General features: G+C 73.2%; 17 protein-coding genes. 6 read left to right on the forward strand and 11 right to left on the reverse strand.

Annotation, left to right across the window (positions count from 1 at the left end; translation table 11 throughout):
• Positions 1-37 precede the first annotated feature (37 nt).
• Genes LQK93_RS03275 through LQK93_RS03285 form a run of 3 tightly spaced genes read right to left on the reverse strand, consistent with a single transcriptional unit; the run spans position 38 to position 5,083 of the window.
• Positions 38-1,513 carry a DUF5719 family protein gene (locus LQK93_RS03275; protein ID WP_374970147.1) on the reverse strand — a complete coding sequence of 492 codons (1,476 nt, stop codon included), beginning with the start codon at positions 1,511-1,513 and terminating at the stop codon, positions 38-40.
• Positions 1,510-4,764, reverse strand: a complete 3,255-nt coding sequence (locus LQK93_RS03280; RefSeq protein ID WP_374970148.1) for a glycosyltransferase family 2 protein — start codon at positions 4,762-4,764, stop codon at positions 1,510-1,512. The genes LQK93_RS03275 and LQK93_RS03280 overlap by 4 nt, the downstream gene beginning before the upstream one ends.
• Before the next feature lie 52 nt (positions 4,765-4,816).
• Positions 4,817-5,083, reverse strand: a complete 267-nt coding sequence (locus tag LQK93_RS03285; protein WP_020143018.1) for a WhiB family transcriptional regulator — start codon at positions 5,081-5,083, stop codon at positions 4,817-4,819.
• 278 nt (positions 5,084-5,361) lie between these two features.
• On the opposite strand from LQK93_RS03285, the gene cofD reads away from it, so the two are divergent.
• Both cofD and LQK93_RS03295 read left to right on the forward strand, forming a co-directional pair.
• Positions 5,362-6,366, forward strand: coding sequence for a 2-phospho-L-lactate transferase (gene cofD / locus LQK93_RS03290; RefSeq protein ID WP_374970149.1), 1,005 nt, complete (start codon positions 5,362-5,364; stop codon positions 6,364-6,366).
• Complete coding sequence (locus LQK93_RS03295) at positions 6,363-7,421, forward strand: coenzyme F420-0:L-glutamate ligase (RefSeq protein WP_374970150.1); 1,059 nt, start codon at positions 6,363-6,365, stop codon at positions 7,419-7,421. The genes cofD and LQK93_RS03295 overlap by 4 nt, the downstream gene beginning before the upstream one ends.
• Positions 7,422-7,478: 57 nt before the next feature.
• Here LQK93_RS03295 and LQK93_RS03300 read toward each other — a convergent pair whose 3' ends face one another.
• Positions 7,479-8,450 carry a zinc-binding dehydrogenase gene (locus LQK93_RS03300; protein WP_374970151.1) on the reverse strand — a complete coding sequence of 324 codons (972 nt, stop codon included), beginning with the start codon at positions 8,448-8,450 and terminating at the stop codon, positions 7,479-7,481.
• 52 nt (positions 8,451-8,502) lie between these two features.
• Here LQK93_RS03300 and LQK93_RS03305 point away from each other — a divergent pair, with 52 nt between their 5' ends.
• Genes LQK93_RS03305 through LQK93_RS03315 form a run of 3 tightly spaced genes read left to right on the forward strand, consistent with a single transcriptional unit; the run spans position 8,503 to position 10,671 of the window.
• Positions 8,503-9,192, forward strand: coding sequence for a biotin transporter BioY (locus tag LQK93_RS03305; RefSeq protein ID WP_374970152.1), 690 nt, complete (start codon positions 8,503-8,505; stop codon positions 9,190-9,192).
• A gap of 46 nt (positions 9,193-9,238) precedes the next feature.
• Positions 9,239-9,949 carry an energy-coupling factor ABC transporter ATP-binding protein gene (locus LQK93_RS03310; RefSeq protein ID WP_374970153.1) on the forward strand — a complete coding sequence of 237 codons (711 nt, stop codon included), beginning with the start codon at positions 9,239-9,241 and terminating at the stop codon, positions 9,947-9,949.
• A complete protein-coding gene (locus tag LQK93_RS03315) occupies positions 9,946-10,671 on the forward strand; it encodes an energy-coupling factor transporter transmembrane component T family protein (RefSeq protein ID WP_374970154.1) in 726 nt (241 codons plus the stop codon). Before LQK93_RS03310 ends, LQK93_RS03315 begins: the two co-directional genes overlap by 4 nt.
• Here the strand turns inward: LQK93_RS03315 and LQK93_RS03320 are convergent.
• From LQK93_RS03320 to LQK93_RS03330, 3 genes are all read right to left on the reverse strand, one after another.
• Positions 10,668-11,843, reverse strand: a complete 1,176-nt coding sequence (locus tag LQK93_RS03320) for an NADP-dependent malic enzyme (RefSeq protein ID WP_374970155.1) — start codon at positions 11,841-11,843, stop codon at positions 10,668-10,670. The genes LQK93_RS03315 and LQK93_RS03320 overlap by 4 nt on opposite strands.
• Before the next feature lie 172 nt (positions 11,844-12,015).
• A complete protein-coding gene (locus tag LQK93_RS03325) occupies positions 12,016-13,185 on the reverse strand; it encodes an HD-GYP domain-containing protein (RefSeq protein ID WP_374970156.1) in 1,170 nt (389 codons plus the stop codon).
• Between the two features lie 122 nt (positions 13,186-13,307).
• Positions 13,308-14,621: an HD-GYP domain-containing protein gene (locus LQK93_RS03330; RefSeq protein WP_374970157.1), complete on the reverse strand. Its 1,314-nt coding sequence runs from the start codon at positions 14,619-14,621 to the stop codon at positions 13,308-13,310.
• A gap of 452 nt (positions 14,622-15,073) precedes the next feature.
• Between LQK93_RS03330 and LQK93_RS03335 the strand changes: the two genes are divergently transcribed.
• Positions 15,074-15,148, forward strand: coding sequence for a 50S ribosomal protein bL37 (locus LQK93_RS03335; protein WP_369791897.1), 75 nt, complete (start codon positions 15,074-15,076; stop codon positions 15,146-15,148).
• Between the two features lie 90 nt (positions 15,149-15,238).
• Here the strand turns inward: LQK93_RS03335 and rsrA are convergent, their stop codons facing one another.
• The 4 genes from rsrA to LQK93_RS03355 all read right to left on the reverse strand — a co-directional run bounded on the left by rsrA (position 15,239) and on the right by LQK93_RS03355 (position 17,953).
• Positions 15,239-15,502 carry a mycothiol system anti-sigma-R factor gene (gene rsrA / locus LQK93_RS03340; protein ID WP_374970158.1) on the reverse strand — a complete coding sequence of 88 codons (264 nt, stop codon included), beginning with the start codon at positions 15,500-15,502 and terminating at the stop codon, positions 15,239-15,241.
• Positions 15,499-16,341 carry a sigma-70 family RNA polymerase sigma factor gene (locus tag LQK93_RS03345; RefSeq protein ID WP_374970159.1) on the reverse strand — a complete coding sequence of 281 codons (843 nt, stop codon included), beginning with the start codon at positions 16,339-16,341 and terminating at the stop codon, positions 15,499-15,501. Before LQK93_RS03345 ends, rsrA begins: the two co-directional genes overlap by 4 nt.
• A 134-nt stretch (positions 16,342-16,475) precedes the next feature.
• Positions 16,476-17,117, reverse strand: coding sequence for an alpha/beta family hydrolase (locus LQK93_RS03350; RefSeq protein WP_374970160.1), 642 nt, complete (start codon positions 17,115-17,117; stop codon positions 16,476-16,478).
• Positions 17,114-17,953: an SOS response-associated peptidase gene (locus LQK93_RS03355; protein ID WP_374970161.1), complete on the reverse strand. Its 840-nt coding sequence runs from the start codon at positions 17,951-17,953 to the stop codon at positions 17,114-17,116. Before LQK93_RS03355 ends, LQK93_RS03350 begins: the two co-directional genes overlap by 4 nt.
• Positions 17,954-18,115: the final 162 nt, after the last annotated feature.

Below are 18,115 nucleotides of genomic sequence, written 5' to 3' on the forward strand. Positions count from 1 at the left end.
GCACCGGCTGGCGGCCGGCGGCCGGCGGGACCCCGCGTTAGTTGCGCACCTGGCGCACGGGGACGGAGAGCGCTCGCACCGGGGCCTCGCTGAGGGAGGCCACCGAGAAGAACGGCACACCGGCATCGACGCCGGCCACGGAGACGGCTCCCCGAACGGTGCCCGTGCCCGGCACCACCCAGACGGCGTCGGCGTCGCCCGCATCGACCACTGACGTCGAGTCGGCGGGCACCGTCACCTGGGAGAGCCGGGCCCCCGGACCGGACCCGAGGCGAACCTGGACGGTCGCAGGGCCCGGACCGGCTGTCAGCAGAAGGCGTTTCGTGGTTCCCCGCAGGTCGGGCAGCAGCACTCCGGCGACGCCGCGCAACGCGGGTGTCGCCGGAGTCCAGGCGAAGTCACCCATCTGGTCGGCAGTCGCGGCCCGACGCTCGGTCCAGGCAGCGGCCACGAGCGGCTGGTCGGAACGGATGCCGAGCCCCATGGCGGTGGTGCTGGGCGGCAGGGCGACGTCGACGGTCGCGCCGGCAGGAACGCGCACGGCCCTGAGGTTGTCGGGCTGCACCGCGCCCTTGGCGCCGAGCAGTCGCACCTGTGCCAGTGCCTCGGTGCCGGCCGGGTTGCCCAGCCTGAGCCTGACGGTGCCGCCGGTCTCGACCCCCGGCACGACGAGATCCGTGCCGGGCGCGGCCGCGCGGGTCGAGTCGTCGATGCCGCGTGCGGTGGCGCCGTCGATCCACTGCTCGTCGAGCACCGCGGAGACCACCCCTCCGGTCGCCGTGACGTGGACGACGGGCGAGGGCTCGTCGGGCGCGACGGCGTCGAGCGAGAGGACCTCGCGCGACAGGGGTGGCACCGAGACGGTGCGGCCGGCTGCGGCGTCGATGCGACCGCTGTGGCCGAGCACCTCGAAGGAGACGGAGACCGCGTTGGCTCCCGGGTTGCTGACGAGGACGCGCTCGGTGCGCGAGGCGCCGTTGCCGCCGCCGACCAGCCACACGTCCGAGGACGGCAGCTGGCACGGGGTGACGGCCAGTCCGCGGTCGTCGTCACCGCCGTGGCGCCAGACCTGGGTGGCGACGAGGCCGGGGGCCAGGGCACCGGTCGCCCGCGCCAGGACGGGGTCTGCGCTCGAGAGGCGGGCCGACACCGCGGCCCCCTGGTCGGACGTCTGGCCGAGACCGCCGGACGACGGTCCCGCGAGCAGCTGAACCGTGCCCGTGCCGGTGGTGGGACCGCCCTCGACGACGCCGTCGGCGGGCGAGGCGGCCGCCACGGTGACGGTGCCCTTGACGTCGCGCAGCCCGGTGGCGCCCAGCCGCTGCTGCCCCGGGCACACGAGCGACGCCTGGTCGACGAGGACGTCGGACGACTCCGGGAGGCCGGCGCGGGCATTGGCGGGGGCGAGCTGCACCGTGCCATCCGCGCCATCGACTCGGGTGGCCCCCACCGCGAGGGCGGCGACCCCGACGGCCACAACCCCGGCGCGGACGATGCCGGTCACGTTTGTCACGAGCGCCTCCTCGAACGTCGGTTGCCGAAGGGCACTGCCATGAAGACGACGAAGCCGAGCAGGACCGCCTGGCCGAGTCGCCACCAGGGGCGGGCGGCCGCGAGGTCGACCTCGAGTGCCCCCGCGGTGGGTGGCAGGGCATACGTCGGCTGCGCGCTGCCTGCCACGGGCTCGAGCCGCCTGCCGTCGAAGGTCACGAGCGCCTGTCCGGCCCACTCGGCCGGCTCGGCCAGCACGAGGAACCGCGGGCCGCGACCCGCGGGGAGGGTCGTGTCGACCGCCGCGTGCGGACCGGACGTGGGCACGACCTGCAGCAGGCCGCCGTCGGCGTCGACGAGTCGCGCCCGAGACGGGGCCGTCGCCGGCGACTGACTGTCCGCGGCCCGGAGCGGCTGGACCTTCCATAGGATGCCGCGCTCGCTGGTGCCGAGGCGACTCAAGCCCTGCGAGGAGTCGAGGCGCCGCGCGAGCGGAGAGTCGGCCGTGCCGCGCACCTGCACGAAGCCGATGCCGAGGCGGGCAAGGGCCGTCGAGTCCAGCGAGTCGGCGCCCCGTCCGCCGACGATGTCGGCGACGGCCCCGACGAGCGGGGTCTCGTCCGCGTCGGGTGCCCGGTCGAGGTCGCGCAGCAGCTCTCCGGGCTCCTGCCCGGCGAGCACGAAGTCGACCACGTCGTCTGAGGGACGCAGGAGCAGCAGCCGGTTGCCCAGAGGGCCGCTCCCCTGCTCGATCGCCACTGCAGGCAGGGTCGCCTGACCGACCGAGAGGGTGCGGCCGATGCCATGGACGCCCCAGAGCGCAGCAGCAGCGAGCACGGGGGCGACGGCCAGAGCGGCGGCGCCGACGGCTGCGACGAAGCCCCAGCGCCGGCGGGGGCGCGCGAGCGAGGCGAGCACGGACCGGCTGCCGGCGAGAAGCCCCACCACGAGCCCCGCGAGCCAGAGCTGCAGCCCGAGCCCGGACCAGAGGTGGGCAGGGGCCGACCTTCCGACACCGGTCTCGGCCGAACCGAGCACGACGTGGGAGGAGGCGAGCGCACCGGCAAGGCCGAGGAGAGCCAGCAGCCCGCCGACCGCCAGGCCCAAGGACTGCGCACGGCTGCGACTGCGGGATGCCGGGCCCAGGACGCCGAGGACCACGAGCGGGGCGCCCAGCCAGACCGCCCAGGTGGTGCCTCCCGGCGCACCCAGCAGGAGGGCGAGCACTCCCCACGGGCCGCGGTCGTCGGTGGTCGACAGCAGTCCCGGCCCGGACAGGAACAGGCGGGGGTCCTCGACGAAGCGGGCCACCCAGGGCCCCAGCAGGGCGGCGGGAACGAGGAGCAGGACCACGGCGCGAGCACGCCGAAGGCCCGGGCCGAGGACGAGCAGCAGCAGGGCCGCGACGGCGGAGAGGGCCAGCAGCGGTGGGGCGAACGCGCCGACGACCGCCGTGGCCAGGGCGGTGGCGAACGTGGCGGTGAAGGTGCCATCGCGGCGTGCCGCCAGGCAGAAGCCGGCCAGGACGAAGGGCAGCAGGATGTGCACCACCGACACCGTGACCCGGCCGGAGGCCAGGGCCGTGGCCGCGACTCCCGCCGTGCCCCAGGCAACGGCACCCAGGGCGCGCGCCAGGCGCGAGGAGGAGACCACCCGGCCGGCCAGGTAGGCCGACCACGTGGCGAGCACCGGCGTCAGGAAGAGCAGCCAGGCGATGGTGACCCCTGCGCTCGACCGGCTCTCGGCCACGCCCGGCAGCCGCTCGGCGAGCCAGGTCAGCGCCGAGAGCACCGCCAGGTGCGGTCCGGACTCAGCACCGGTCCCGAGGCCCGCGCCGTGCCAGGCGTCCCGGAAGGCGTGCCAGAGCCCGTAGGCGTTGCTGGTGACCGGCCGCAGCTCGCCGCCGGCGACGCCCGCGCGGCTCGGCGAGAGGGCTCCGGCCCGGAGCGCGTCGCGCCAGGCGGCGACGGTGGCGACGAGCACCGCAGCGACGGCGAGGAAGCCTGGGTGGCCGACGACGCGCCGCGGCAGCGAGGCGGGCAGGTTGTCGAGCGACTCGGAGTCGTCGGCGACGGGGCCCGTCTCGGTGGTGGCAGCCGCCTCGCGCCGGGCACGGGTGCGCTCGGGAGTGATGGCGTCCTGGATGTGGTCGACGGTGGTGCGTGCGGCGACGGTGGGGGCCACGAAGAGGGTCGCCAGGTGGTTGCGGCGCAGCCGCTTGGTGGACCGACCGCGCCACCGTGCGCCCACGGTGGCGAAGGGGTGCAGCAGCGCGGTCACGTCGGTGAGCTCGCGCCACGCCAGCCGTGGGCGCTTGGCCACGAGCAGTGTCAGCGACGCCACGACGGCCGAGAGCGCCATCCACAGCGCGAGGAAGGGGGCGGCGAGGGGCGAGCACCTCGCGAGCGTCACCTGGCGCGCCGCCCGGCGTCCACGACGCTCGAGCTCACGCGGCCTGGGCGCGCCCGGCCGCTCGCCGTCGAGGCCGGCCGAGGCGTCGCGCACGACCGCTGCGGGGACGACGACGACGCGGTGACCAGCGAGCTGGGCGCGCCAGCCGAAGTCCAGATCGGCGCCGTGCTCGGCGAAGGTGCGGTCGAACCCGCCCAGGTCGTCCCAGACGGAGCGCCGCACGAGCATGCCGCTCGTGCTGACCGCGAGGACGTCCGCGCGGTGGTCGTACTGACCCTGGTCGGTCTCGCCGCGAGCCGGGGACGCGAGCCGTCGCCCGGTGCGGGTGATCTGCAGGCCCATCTCGACCAGGCGCCTCGGGTCCTCCCAGCTGACGATCTTCGGCCCGGCGACACCGACGGACCTGGAGCGCAGACCCGCCTGCAGCAGCTGCGCCAGGGCGTTGGCGCGGGGAACGGTGTCGTCGTGCAGCACCCAGACCCAGCTGTCCGAGGGGTCCTGGCCGGCGGGCATGGCCGCGATGCCACGCTCGATGGCACGACCGACCGGGACGGCCTGCTCGAGGCGCAGGACCTCGACCGAGGGAACGACCCGGCGCACGCCTGAGTGCGCGCGCGCGACGGCACCCGAGGTGTCGGTGCTCGCCACGTCGACGATGACGAGCCGCGCCGGCGGCAGCGTCTGGGCGGCGAGGCCGTCGAGACACTGGGCCAGCCACGTGGCTCCGTTGTGCACGACGACCACCGCGTCGACCGTCCCGCTCGTGCGCTGCCCGGTGGAGGGAGGGGCGGGCAGCGACACGTACGACGCACTCCCCGCAGCAGCGGGGGCACTGAGGTCTTGGGCGAGCTCGTCGGGCACAGCGGCTACCTTCACCCGGACGCCAGGAACGGACCGGGCTTGTCCATCACGGTCAGACCGCGCGCTTCTTCAGCTTGCGCCGCTCACGCTCGGACAGTCCGCCCCAGATGCCGAACCTCTCGTCGTTGGACAGCGCGTACTCGAGGCACTCGGACCGCACCTCACAACCCACGCAGACCTTCTTGGCCTCGCGTGTGGAGCCGCCCTTCTCCGGGAAGAACGCCTCCGGGTCGGTCTGGGCACAGAGCGAGCGCTCCTGCCAGGAGAGCTCGCCCTCCTGCTCGCCCGTGTCCGACCAGACCACCATCAACTCGTGCATTGACCCCTCCTCGACCCTGACTGCACTGTGTGCCAGCACTGTCGCATCGAGCGGCATCGTTCTCCGGAGGTTCTGGACAAACGCGTCCATACGCTCCAGCTCGTGACCCCGACCGAATACAACAATGAAATTACATGCGTGTCATACCCATCACGTCAAGCGGGTTGGTGATATTCGCTGGAAGTGATGGCTCGAACGGGTGCACGGGGAGGGTGCACGGGAAGCCGCGCAGCACCCCGCGCAACCGGTCGGCGCCGCCGTGCTGAGAGGATCGGCGCATGCGCATCACCGCCCTGGCCGGAGGAGTCGGCGGCGCCCGGTTCCTCCGTGGCCTGCTCCACCACGCCCGACGCACCGCCCCGCAGACATCGGGGGGCAACGACTCCGACCGGCTCGAGCTGACGGTCGTCGGCAACACCGGGGACGACATCACGCTCTTCGGGCTGCGCGTGTGCCCCGACATCGACACGCTGCTCTACACCCTGGGCGGCGGGGTCCACGAGGGACAGGGCTGGGGACGGGCGGACGAGACGCACCACGTCGCGGAGGAGCTGGCCGCGCTCGGCGCCGAGCCACAGTGGTTCACGCTGGGCGACAAGGACTTCGCCACCCACGTCCACCGCTCGCAGCTGCTCGGGCAGGGTATGCCGCTCAGCGCGGTCGTCGATCGACTCTCCGCCCGTTGGGGGCTGCCCGAGCAGGGCGTGCGCCTCCTACCCATGACCGACACCCCCGTCGAGACCCACGTCGTCGTGGAGGAGGCCGGGGAGCAGCGCGCGATCCACTTCCAGGAGTGGTGGGTGCGCCACCGCGCCGCTCTGCCCGCCGAACGGTTCGTCGTCGCGGGACTCGATCGCGCCACGGCGGCGCCGGGCGTGCTCGACGCGATCCGCGAGGCTGACGTGGTCCTCCTGCCCCCGAGCAACCCGGTGGTCTCGATCGGCATCATCCTCGGTGTCCCCGGGGTGCGCGACGCACTGCGTGGTAGCCGTGCCCCCGTCGTCGGGGTGTCGCCGCTCGTCGGAGGCCGGCCGGTCCGTGGCCACGCCGACGTGTGCCTGCGCACCATCGGTGTCGAGGAGTCGAGCGCCGCCGTTGCCGGGCTCTACTCCGACTTCCTCGCCGGCTGGCTCGTGGACGAGGACGACCCGATGCCCGACCGGCGTGGCCTCGAGGTGCTGCGCCGGCCCCTGCTGATGAGCTCGGTCGAGGCGGCCGCCGACATGGCGGGCGCGGCCCTCGACCTCGGCCTGCGGCTGCGCGCCGAGCGAGCGAGCGCGTGACCGCCCCCGTCGTCGTCACCCCGCTCACCGGCATACCCGAGGTGCGCGAGGGCGACGACCTCGCCGACGTGCTCCAGGTCGGCCTCGAACACGCGGGCCTGCGGTTGGAGGACGGCGACGTCGTCGTGGTGTCGAGCAAGATCGCCAGCAAGGCCTTGGGCCTGGTGACCCACGACGCCGACAGGGACCGCGTCGTGCGCGGTGAGAGCGAGTACGTCGTGGCCGAGCGCGCGGTCGGCGACCAGGTGACCCGCGTGGTGCGGGCCAAGGCTGGGCCCGTCATGGCAGCGGCCGGCGTCGACGGGTCCAACACGGGCGAGCGCGGGGGCCTGCTGCTCCTCCCCCACGACCCCGACGGCGTCTGCGAGCAGCTGCACGACGCCCTGCTGGCCCGGCACGGCGCGCATGTCGGGATCGTGCTCAGCGACACGGCCGGCCGCCCGTGGCGGGTCGGCCAGGTCGACTTCGCGCTCGGCGCGCACGGGCTGAACGTCCTCGACGACCTGCGCGGCGGGGCCGACGCCGACGGCAAGCCGCTCGAGGTGACGGCTCGCGCCGTGGCCGACGAGATCGCGGCGGCCGCCGACCTGGCCAAGGGCAAGGTGTCGGGGGTCCCCGCGGCGGTGCTCCGGGGCCTGAACGGCGTGCTCGTCGACGAGCCGTCCGAGGAGCACCTGCGCGGGCGGGACCTCGTGCGCACCGGCCCCGCCGACTGGTTCGGCTACGGCCGGGTCGAGGCGGTCCGGGCAGCCCTCGGCATCGAGCCGGGCAGTCCCGAGGCCGCCGAGGTGGGCATCGCCCAGGCCGCCGGCGAGAGCCGGCGCGAGGCGCTGTCCCGCGCCGTCCGCACGGCTCTGCACGGGTTCGAGTCCGGCACGGCCGACATCGGGCAGCTGTCGGTGACCCTGGGCGCCGACAGCTCCTACGAGCTCGGCCACCTCGTGGCCCGGCTGCAGGCAGCCCTGTGGTGCGAGTGGCTGGTCGGCAGGGCTGGGCCGCCCTCCGCCGACGGGCTGTCGGCGGTCGTGCACGTCTCGGCCGCGCCGCTGCCCTGACAGCTCCGACCGGCCCCACCGCTCCGACCGCCCGACCGCGCCGCGGCCGGTGGCGCCCTACCCGACGGTGAAGACGACCTTCCCGAACACGTCGCCGTCGACCATCCGGGCGAAGCCGTCCCGGGCCCGCTCGAGGGGCACCACGGAGTCGACGACCGGCTCGATGCCCTGCTGCTGCACGAACCGGGCGAGCTGAGCCAGCTCCTCGCGGCTGCCCATGGTGGACCCGACGACCCTCAGCTGCTTGAAGAAGATCTTCGTCAGCTCCGCCTTGGCCGGGGCGTCACCCGACGTCGCGCCGGAGATGACGATGGTGCCGCCGGGCCGGAGCGAGTTGACCGAGTGCGACCAGGTCGCCGCACCGACGGTTTCCATGACGGCGTCGACGCGCTCGGGGAGACGCTCGCCCGAGCCGAAGACGCGGTCGGCGCCGATCTCGAGCGCGCGCTTCCCGCGGGTCTCGTCGCGCGACGTCGCCCACATCCGGTAGCCGGCGGTCGAGCCGAGCTGGATGAGGGCGGTCGCCACGCCGCCGCCCGCGCCCTGGACCAGCACGGTGCCCCCCGGCTGCACACCCGAGTTGGTGAAGAGCATCCGGTATGCCGTGAGCCACGCCGTCGAGAGGCACGCGGCGGTCTGCCAGGACATCGACTCCGGCTTGGGCACCACGTTCCCGGCCGGGACGAGCACCTTCTGCGCGAGCGTCCCGTCGTGCAGCTCCGAGAGCAGCGTCCGGCGCGGGTCGAGCGTCTCGTCGCCGCGCCAGCCGTCCGAGGGGATGACCGCGTGGACGATGACCTCGTTGCCCTCGTCGTCGACGCCGGCCCCGTCGCAGCCCAGGATCATGGGCAGCCGGTCGGCGGCGAGCCCGACGCCGCGCAGGGACCAGACGTCGTGGTGGTTGAGGGCCGCGGCGCGCAGGTCCACGACCTGCCATCCGGGCCGCACCTCGGGGTCCGGCCGCTCCCCCACCACGAGGCCGGAGAGCGGGTCGGAGGCGGACTGACTGGCAGCGTAGGCAGCGAGCATTCCTGCACCATAGTGACCGGGCCCCTCAGAGGGCCCCGGTAGGGTCTCGCCCGTGACCGACAACACCCCTGCGCGCCGCGCGGACCCGCAGCTGGCGACGTTGACCCGGAGCGGTGAGGCGGAGCCTGCCCACGCCGGCACCCCGGACCGCCCCGGCGTCGACGCGCAGGCCGTCGCGCTCGTGGCCGTCTTCACGGCGCTGCTCGTCGCCGCAGCGGTCGTGCCCGGGATCCCGGTGGGCGGGTTCGGCGTGCCGATCACCCTGCAGACCCTGGCCGTGATGCTGACGGGTCTCGTGCTCGGCCCGCTGCGCGCCGGCCTCGCGGTCCTGCTCTACCTGCTCCTGGGCTTCGTGGGCCTGCCGGTCTTCAGCCGCGGCCAGTCGGGCCTGCAGGTCCTGAGCGGCCCCACCGCCGGATACCTCCTGTCGTTCCTCCTTGCCGCGGTGGTCGTCGGGCTGGCCGCGCGTGCCGTCCTGCGCCACACGCGGCGCAGCCTGTGGGTGCCGCTGCTCGTGACGGCCTCCTTCGTCACGACCCTCGCCGTCGTCCACGTCCTCGGGATCGCCGGCATGATGGTCAACCTGCATCTGCCGCTGTCGGCGGCCGTCAGCGCCGACCTGCCGTTCCTGCCCGGCGACCTGCTCAAGGACGTCGTGGCGGTGGTCGCGGCGGTGGCGGTGCACCGTGCCTTCCCCGACGTGCTCGCCCGCGCGGGCAAGCGACGTCCGACGGCCTCGTGAGACGAGCGTCCACCCCAGGCCGGGCGGCATTCCGGCTGCGCAGCAGGTGACTCGCGTCCGTCTCGACGCGGCCACGGTGTCGGTGCCCGTCGACGACGCCGCCGGCCACCGCATGCGGACGGTCCTGGGCCCGGTCGACCTGCTTCTCACCGAGGCTCGTGTCAGCGTCATCGGCGCCAACGGCTCGGGCAAGTCGACGCTGCTGCGACTGCTCAACGGCCTCGTCGCCCCTGCCTCCGGCGCCGTCTCCGTCGACGGCCTGGACACCGTCCGCCACGGCGCGAGGGTCCGCCGCCGGGTCGCATTCGCCTTCACCGACCCGCTCTCGCAGCTGGTCATGCCCACGGGGCGCGAGGACGTCGAGCTCTCGCTGCGCCGGCTGCACCGCTCGCGGGCGGAGCGCCGGCTCGCCGCCGAGGCGGTCCTCGAGCGGTTCGGCCTCACCGCTCTGGCCGACCAGAGCGTCCACGACCTCTCCGGCGGTGAGCGGCAGCTCATGGCGCTCGCAGTCGTCCTCGCGGTCGAGCCCGCACTTCTGGTGCTCGACGAGCCGACGACCCTCCTGGACCGCCGGAACACGCTGCGGCTGCGAGGCCTGCTGGACGACCTGCCCCAGTCGCTGGTGGTCGCCACGCACGACCTCGACCTCGCACTGCAGGCCGATCGCACGCTCGTGGTCGACGCCGGGCGGATCGTCTTCGACGGCTCTCCGGCCGACGCAGTGCGCCACTACGTCACCCTCGTGGACCAGCCGTGAGCAGTACCGGCCTGTTCGCCGGGTACGTCTCGGGAACCTCGCCCGTGCACCGGGCGCCGTTGTGGCTCAAGCTCGCCGGGGTCTTGGCCGTCGGCGCCGCGTCGTGGTTCGCCAGGTCGCTCGTCCCGATGCTGCTGGTGACGGCCGTCGTCATCGGGTGTGCTCTTCTCGCGCGTCTGCCCGCGGGGAGGCTGCTGCGGTCGATGCGCGGGCTCGTGCCCTTGCTTGTCCTGCTGCTCGCCTTCCAGTGGTGGTCCAACGGCCCGTCGTATGCCGCTCGCGTCGTCCTCGGGATCGTCAACGCATACCTGGCCGCGGGCGTCCTCACGGCGACGACGTCCGTCACCGAGCTGCTCGACGGCGTGGTGCGGGCGGCCCGGCCGTTCCGGCGGACCGTCGACCCCGAGGTCGTCGCGCTCACCCTCGGGATCGTGGTGCGCTCCGTCCCGTGGGTGGCCGGCTCCTTCTCCAGCGTCCGGCAGTCCGCCCGGGCGCGGGGGCTCGACCGCAGCCCGCGCGCCGTCGTGGTGCCCACGGTGGTGCACGTCGTGGCGTTCGCACGCTCGACCGGAGAGGCCCTCGCTGCTCGGGGCCTCACCGACCCGTCGGACGATGCAGGCGACGGGTCGCGCGGCGCACGTGGTTCCGGAGGCGGTCCCGGTGGTGGTCCCGGCGGTGCTCCCGGCCCGGACCGGGCCGGGAACACGGACTCGCCCGGCTAGCTCGTCGCCTCGCAGACGGCCAGGGCCGAGACCGCCGCCGCCACGGCAGGTGCCACCCGCTCGTCGAAGACGCTGGGGACGATGCGGTCAGCCGTCGGGTCCTCCACCAGCTGCGCGATGGCACGGGCGGACGCGAGCTTCATCTCCTCCGTGATGCGGCGCGCACCGGAGTCCAGGGCGCCGCGGAAGATGCCCGGGAAGGCGAGCACGTTGTTGATCTGGTTGGGGAAGTCCGACCGTCCGGTGGCCACGACCTCCGCGAACCTCGAGGCCACCACCGGGTGCACCTCGGGATCGGGGTTGGCGAGCGCGAAGACGACGGCTCGTGGCGCCATCCGCATCAGGTCCTTCTCGGCGACCGTGCCGCCCGAGACGCCGACCAGAACGTCTGCACCCGACAGTGCGTCTGCGAGCGTCCCGGTGACGCCCCGCCTGTTGGTGGCCTCACGCAGCTGATCCTTGTGCGGGGGAAGCTCCACCCGGTCGGGACCGAGGATGCCGCGCGAGTCGACGACGACGACGTCGCCCACGCCCGCCGAGAGCAGGATCCGGCTCACGGCGGCACCCGCCGCACCTGCGCCGGACACGACGACGGTCAGCTCCCCGAGGGCCTTCTCGACAACGCGGGCTGCGTTGAGCAGAGCGGCCAGCGTCACGATGGCCGTGCCGTGCTGGTCGTCGTGGAAGACCGGGATGTCCAGCCGCTCCTGCAGACGGCGCTCGATCTCGAAGCACCGGGGGGCGGAGATGTCCTCGAGGTTGATACCGCCGTAGGTGGGTGCGATGCGCACGACCGCCTCGACGATCTCCTCGACGCTGCCGGTCTGCATGCACACAGGTACGGCATCGACGTCGGCGAAGTGCTTGAAGAGGACCGCCTTGCCCTCCATCACCGGCATCGCTGCCAGCGGACCGACTGCTCCCAGGCCGAGGACCGCCGTGCCGTCGCTGACCACTGCGACGGTGTTGCGGCGGCTCGTGTACAGCGCCGCGAGCCCCGGGTCTGCCGCGATGGCGCGGGACACCTGGGCGACCCCCGGCGTGTAGAGGAGGGAGAGGTCGGACGCGTCTCGCAGCTCCGACGTGGCGTGTACCCCGAGCTTTCCGCCCAGGTGGGCCCGGAAGACCGGGTCACTGGGGTCGAAGAGCTGGTGGGCGGGCAACGCACTCATGCTGGAACACCTCGTTCGCATGGGGAGAAGAGGGCAGGGGCCCTCACTGGTGGAACAGTGCCGGGGGTCTGGCCTGCAAGCTCGTTCTCGCGACGGGGGTTGCCCGAAGTCGCCACTATGGCACGCCCCGCGGGCCGCACCCAAGGGGCCGGCGACCGGTGTGACGGCTCTCTCAGTCCGGGGCGCCGGCGTCGTCGAGTGACTTGAGGAGCGCGTCGACCACTCGAGGGTCGTACTCGTAGCCGAGCCCGAGGTAGATCCGCTCGACGGCTGCCTCTCGCGCACGCAGGCTCCGCGCGCCCGCAGTGAGGTCCTCGTAGGCGTTGGCGACCTTGACGATCCGGCTTGTCAGCGGGATCTCCTCGCCGAGCTCGCGGACCTGGCGGTAGGGCGTCGTCTGGTGCTCGAGGATCCGGGCGACTTCCTCGAGGACGCCGGTCTCGCGGACGATGGCGACGGTGTCGGCCTCGATGCGGCGCTGGTCGGCAGGCGCGGCGAGGACGGTGGCGCCCCCGGGGATGGGCTCGACGAGGGCGACCTGCCCGATGTCGTGGAGCAGCGCGGCGTACTCGAGATCGAGCAGCTCGCGCTCCGAGAGGCCGAGCTCGCGCCCGACCCGGACGGCGAGCGCCGCGACCCGCTCGGAGTGCCCGGAAGGGGTGTAGCCGGCGGCGTCCGTCAGGCGCGAGAGGGTGCGGATGCTCTGGAGGTACGTGGCCCGGATGCTGACGTAGCGGCGGAAGGCGAACAGCGTCAGCACGAGCGGGATGAGGAAGAGCGGGAGGGCGGCGATGCCCAGTGGCGGGGTGGCAAGGGCGATGAGCACGCCCGTCACCGCGACCGCGGTCGACAACGTGAAGGAGGAGCGGAGCTCCTCGGCGAACGTCCGCCGGATGCTGGCGCCGGCGGAGAGAGCCCTCAGGAGCGAGGTGAACAGGGCATCCGTGACCAGGGCCAGCAGGCAGATGGCAACCAGCAGCACGGCTCGTTGCCATGGGACGGCCACCATCGCGTGCAGCGGGGACTGCGAGCCCGGGGCCAGGACCGCCACGCGGTAGATGAGGGCCACCACGACGATGGCCACGAACCGGCCCGCGGCATCCACCAGACTCGTGTCGCGCCGTGCCGCCACCCGCACCGTCGTGCCCAGCGCCATGGCCACCGCTGTGACCGCCAGCGCGAACGGGGCCCCGTAGGGCAGGAGCACCCCACCCGGGAGGGACGTGGTCAACGCCAGGGCGAAGGCCGCCGCCATCGCCACCGGCGCCGCCTCGCGGAAACCCGGAGCCGAGATGTGGAACCACTCGCCGAGGAGAATGGTCACTGCGAACGCTGCCACCATCCAGATCGTTTCCCGGTGGCCGAACGATGGGACGTCGTCCAGCTGGACAGCGGCCACGACGGACGCGACGAGGCACAGAACCCCAAAGGCCCCGGCCAGCGGCTCGCGGCGCAACACACCGTTCATGAGGCGACCGCCACAGGCGCGGACGCCGGCCAGCCGTGCTTGTCGAGCGCGATGACGGCCGCTGCGACGACGTCGGGGTCGAAGCGACCGGCGTCGGCGCGCAGCTTCTGGATGGCATCGGCTGCCGAGACGACGGCCTCCCCCGGACCGTCGCGGAGGGCATCGTCCACGGCCGCCGCCACCGCCACGATGCGCGCCGCGACCGGGATGTCCTGGCCCGCCAGGCCGTCGGGACGACCGGTGCCGTCGAACCGCTCGCCCTGGTGGCGGATGCCGGACCTCGCGCTCTCGAGGAAGTCGATGCCATCGATCATGCGTGCCCCGACCACGCAGTGGCCGTCGATGAGACGCAGCTCGCTGGGGCTGAGGGACGCGCGTGAACGACGCAGTAGCCGGGTGGGGACGCCCAGGTGGCCCACCTCGTGCAGCGTGGCGGCATACCGAACCGTGCCGATCTGTCCCGGCGTGAGGCCCAGCTCCTCGGCGATCCACTGGGCCAGGTTCGCGGTGCGCCGACTGCGTTCGACGGCCGGAGGCTCCTTGGTGCCGAGAGCCGTCACGAGCGTGTCGACCGTGCGCTCATGGGAACGGAGCTCCTCGCCGTACTGGATGAACGCCCAGCGGGCGGCGAGCAGGGGCGGAAGGACCAGCAGGGCACTGAACGCACCCAGGCCCGCGGGGAACCAGAGGATGACGAAGAGGAGGCTGATGATGCCGTAGCCCACATAGGCCACCCCGGAACCGCTGAGCACACGGCGCAGCTGAATGCCGAAGGGGATGCCCTGGTCGAGGTGGATGACGCCCGAGAGCAGAGCGGCATTGATGAGGCAGGCCACGACGTCGGCGGCGAGAAGGGGGAGTCCGACGCGGAGCGCCAGTTCCCCGGAGTCCATGCCGACCATAGCTGATCCCTCGGCCCCGCCGAGGTGTCCGTAGACGAACCCTACGGCGGCACCCACCAAGCCACTCATGGCGGCGTTGAACATGGTCGCGGACAACCGTGCCTGACGGCGGTCGACCAGCATGGAGACAGACCCGACCACCCACGCTCCGAAGCCGCCGACGATGGCCGCTGAGGCAACGAGGATGATCGACAGGAAGGAGAAGCTGACGCGCGTGCCGAGTTCGGGCTCGCGGACCTGGAAACTGACGACTCCCATGAGGCACAGCAGCACCAGCGGTCCAAGCATGGGCTGGGGGGGTCTGGCAAGCCAGGCCAGCCCTCCGACGGTCAGAGAACCCACACCGACGGCAACAAGGTAGGCCGACAGCCACCGGGACCTCACGGTGCCGGTGGCTGGGTGCTTCACGTCAGTCACGGTAGCGCGACGGCACCGGGTCCGCGTGGGACCCCGGTGCCGTCCGAGATGGTTCTAGGGGGTGGACTCAGCCGTTCCAGCCCCAGATGCTGGCGAACGACGCGAGCGCGTTGGTCGTGAAGTCAGAGGTGGAGGCGAGGGCCGAGAGCAGGGCAGCGAACATGGTGGGCTCCTAATTGCGTGATGTTCCGGATGCGTGCGCCATGGAGGGGCGTTGCTCGCGGCAGCACAGAACACTGAGGTTTCCCTCAGCGGCATGATGCCAAGACCAACCCGGCGCATGGAAGTAGACCCGGCCATTTCGGACGGATCTATACCAAGATTTTAATGTCGTCCTCGTATCCACCGCAGGGAATTGGGCGCCTCTCACCCGATGTGGAAGAATCGGGGCTTCGGTGTCCGCACGGGCCCGGAACGAGAGTACGACCCAAGGAGAGCCGACGATGAGCAAGCGCGCCCGCAAGCGCCGCTCCCGCAAGGGCAACGCCGCCAACCACGGCCGCAAGCCCAACGCCTGAGCCGCAGACGTCAAAGGCCCGCACCCGATCGCTCGGGGCGGGCCTTCGTCGTACCAGCTTCGTGGCTGCTTTGGTCGTCGCCGGGCGCGGTCAGCCGCGGTCGACCTGGATCACGGTCATGGAGATCCGGGACATGATCGTCAGCCGCAGCGCCTCGGGCGCCTGCTCGCACTCGCAGGAGCGCTTGATGAGCGACTTCAGCGTGGTGTCGAGGTCGTACTCCTTCAGGCACGGTCCGCACTCGTCGAGGTGCGCCTGGATCTTGGCGACCTCCTCCGGGCCGAGCTCGCCGTCGAGGTACTCGTAGACCCGAAGCAGCGCCTCGGAGCAGTCGGTGTGCGTCTGGTCGGTCATGAGCGGCCTCCTTCCGTGTCCGCGCCCGCCCCGTTGCCGGAGGCGGCACCGGCAGAGCTGCCCGCGGCCACGAAACCTCGCTCGGCGGCATACTCCGAGAGCAGGTCGCGCAGCTGGCGTCGCCCACGGTGCAGGCGGCTCATGACGGTGCCGATGGGCGTCTCCATGATCTCGGCGATCTCCTTGTAGGAGTAGCCCTCCACGTCGGCGAAGTACACCGCGAGGCGGAACTCCTCGGGGATCGCCTGGAGGGCGCGCTTGACGTCGCTGTCGGGAAGGTGGTCGAGCGCCTCGGCCTCGGCGGAGCGCAGCCCCACCGAGGTGTGCGACTCGGCGCGGGCGAGCTGGTAGTCCTCGATCTCGGCCGAGTCGGACTCCAGCGGCTGGCGCTGCTTCTTGCGATAGCTGTTGATGTACGTGTTGGTGAGGATGCGGTACATCCAGGCCTTGAGGTTGGTGCCGGGCTTGTACTGGTGGAAGGCCGCGTACGCCTTCGCGAACGTCTCCTGGACCAGGTCCTCGGCGTCGCTCGGGTTGCGGGTGGTGCGCAGGGCTGCGCTGTAGAGCTGGTCCAGCAGCGGCATCGCCTCGCGCTCGAAGCGCTCGCGGCGGTCGGGCTCGCTCTCGCTCGCGACGTCCACGGCGGCGTCGGCGCGGGCGCGCTCCTCGCGTGCCGTCACCGCGTCGGCCGCCAGATCCGTCGACGGATCGGCCGGGTCGGCCACGGCTGCTGCGGAACTCGCCCGGCTGCTCGCCCGCGACCTGCTCGTGCCGCTGTCGGTGCCCGGCCCTGCCACTCGCCCGGCCGCGCCGGGTTCGGTCTTCTTGTCCTTTGCCATCGCCCCCCAGCCTAGACCGGTGACCGGCTCGAACCGACTGTCGGCAGCCGGCAGGACCGCCTGCCGGACGGGCACGGCGGGCTCGCTCCGGGACTCGAGGGTGGGGCAGGTGACCATGCACCATGCAACGACGCCTAGCCGGGGAGCATTCCCGCGACCGTGGTCAGGGCCTCGGTGAGCGCGCTGCGTGAGCCCTTGGGGAAGCTGTGGGCGCCGCCCACCTCGAGGAGCGTCGCACCGGCGGGAAGGTGCGGCCGCACCTCCTCGGGCGTGCCGAACGCGTCACTCGTGCCCTGCACGACCCAGCTCGGGTCGGGCGCCAGCGCGAGCTCGTGGGCTCGCGACTTGTCCGGCTGCCCCGGCGGGTGCAGCGGGAAGCTGAGCAGCAGCGCCGAGTCGGCCTCGAGCGGCCCGGCGGTGCGGCAGGCGACGCGGGCACCGGCGCTGCGGCCGCCGACGACGAGGGGCCGGGGCAGCCGGCCGCGGCCGGTGAGGAGCGCCTCGACGATCGGGACCCAGGCGGCGTCGAGCGTCGGAGGGCGCCCGGCGACCCGGCGTCCGGCCACGAGCCAGGGCTGCTCCACGAGCACGACGGCCCAGCCGGCGCCGACCAGCACCTCCCGGGCGATGGCCAGGTCGATGGCTCCGAGCCCTCCCCCGGCGCCGTGGCCGAGGACGACCGTGCCCCGCGGACCCGGTGGTGCGCAGACGTGGGCCCGGCCCGGACCACCGGGGGTCTCGATCTCACGCACGCTGGGGCGGACCGGTCCGGTCACGCCCCCAGCACCTCACCCGTCATGGGGTCGACCACGCCTTCGAGCTCGGAGGCGGGGACCGGCTCCACAAGCGCCGGCCCGTTGTTGCGCGTCGCGCCGACGGCCCGGCCGACCGGGTACGCCTCGAAGCGGCCCGGCCGCGTGAACTCGAGGACCCCCTGCACGTAGTCGGCGTCCTTCTCGTCGGGATCCAGCCACCGCTCCCACTGCTCGCGGTCGAGGACGAGCGGCTGGCGATCGTGGATACGGTCCATGTCGGGGTCGGCCGCCGTCGTGATGATCGTGAACGTCGTGAGCCAGGCGCCGGGGTCGCTCTCGGGCAGGCTGCGGTCGCGCCAGAACTCGTAGAGCCCGGCGAAGCCCACGGGGTCCCCGTCGGCGCGGTGGATGAAGAAGGGCTGCTTGCGAGGCTTCCCCTTGGCGTCCACCGCGGTCGGTGAGACCTGCCACTCGTACCACCCGTCGGCGGGCACGATGCAGCGCCGCGACAGCGCGGCCTTGGCGAAGGCGCCCTTGCCCAGCACCGACTCGGCGCGCGCGTTGGTCATCCGCAGTCCCATCGTGACGTCCTCGGCCCATGAGGGGACCAGTCCCCAGGTCAGGAGGCGCAGCTGCCGCGTCGCCGCCGCCTCGTCGTCGTCCTGGCCCCGGGGGTGGCGCGTCAGGACGACCGGCGCCTGCTTCGACGGGGCCATGTTCCAGTCGGGTTCGCCGGGCGGCGGGCTCTGGGGGTTCTTGAGGATGCTGCGGGCGGGGTCGGCGGTGTGGTCCTCGTCGACGTCGAACGCCTCGATGAGCTCGTCGGGCCGCGCGCTCGCGGCATACCTCCCGCACATGCGCCACAGCGTATGCCGCCGCGCCGCCACCCACGTCCCCCCACGGGCCTGCCGCCGGGCGCCGCCGACTGGGCATCGAGCGCCCCGTCGGGCGCCCTGCGCACGGGGACCGCTGACGGAGCCGGGCACCGTCCCCCGGGACGGGGGTATGTGGATACCGTA

This window comes from Terrabacter sp. BE26 (genome assembly GCF_041941675.1).
In the GTDB taxonomy this organism is placed as follows: Bacteria; Actinomycetota; Actinomycetes; order Actinomycetales; family Dermatophilaceae; genus Terrabacter.

What these genes read in the sequence shown, in the direction of transcription:
- LQK93_RS03285 (WP_020143018.1), bottom strand. Translation starts at nt 5,083, where the DNA reads ATGCACGAGTTGATGGTGGTCTGGTCGGACACGGGCGAGCAGGAGGGC.
- cofD (WP_374970149.1), top strand. Translation starts at nt 5,362, where the DNA reads ATGCGCATCACCGCCCTGGCCGGAGGAGTCGGCGGCGCCCGGTTCCTC.
- LQK93_RS03300 (WP_374970151.1), bottom strand. Translation starts at nt 8,450, where the DNA reads ATGCTCGCTGCCTACGCTGCCAGTCAGTCCGCCTCCGACCCGCTCTCC.
- LQK93_RS03320 (WP_374970155.1), bottom strand. Translation starts at nt 11,843, where the DNA reads ATGAGTGCGTTGCCCGCCCACCAGCTCTTCGACCCCAGTGACCCGGTC.
- LQK93_RS03325 (WP_374970156.1), bottom strand. Translation starts at nt 13,185, where the DNA reads ATGGTGGCAGCGTTCGCAGTGACCATTCTCCTCGGCGAGTGGTTCCAC.
- rsrA (WP_374970158.1), bottom strand. Translation starts at nt 15,502, where the DNA reads ATGACCGACCAGACGCACACCGACTGCTCCGAGGCGCTGCTTCGGGTC.
- LQK93_RS03345 (WP_374970159.1), bottom strand. Translation starts at nt 16,341, where the DNA reads ATGGCAAAGGACAAGAAGACCGAACCCGGCGCGGCCGGGCGAGTGGCA.
- LQK93_RS03355 (WP_374970161.1), bottom strand. Translation starts at nt 17,953, where the DNA reads ATGTGCGGGAGGTATGCCGCGAGCGCGCGGCCCGACGAGCTCATCGAG.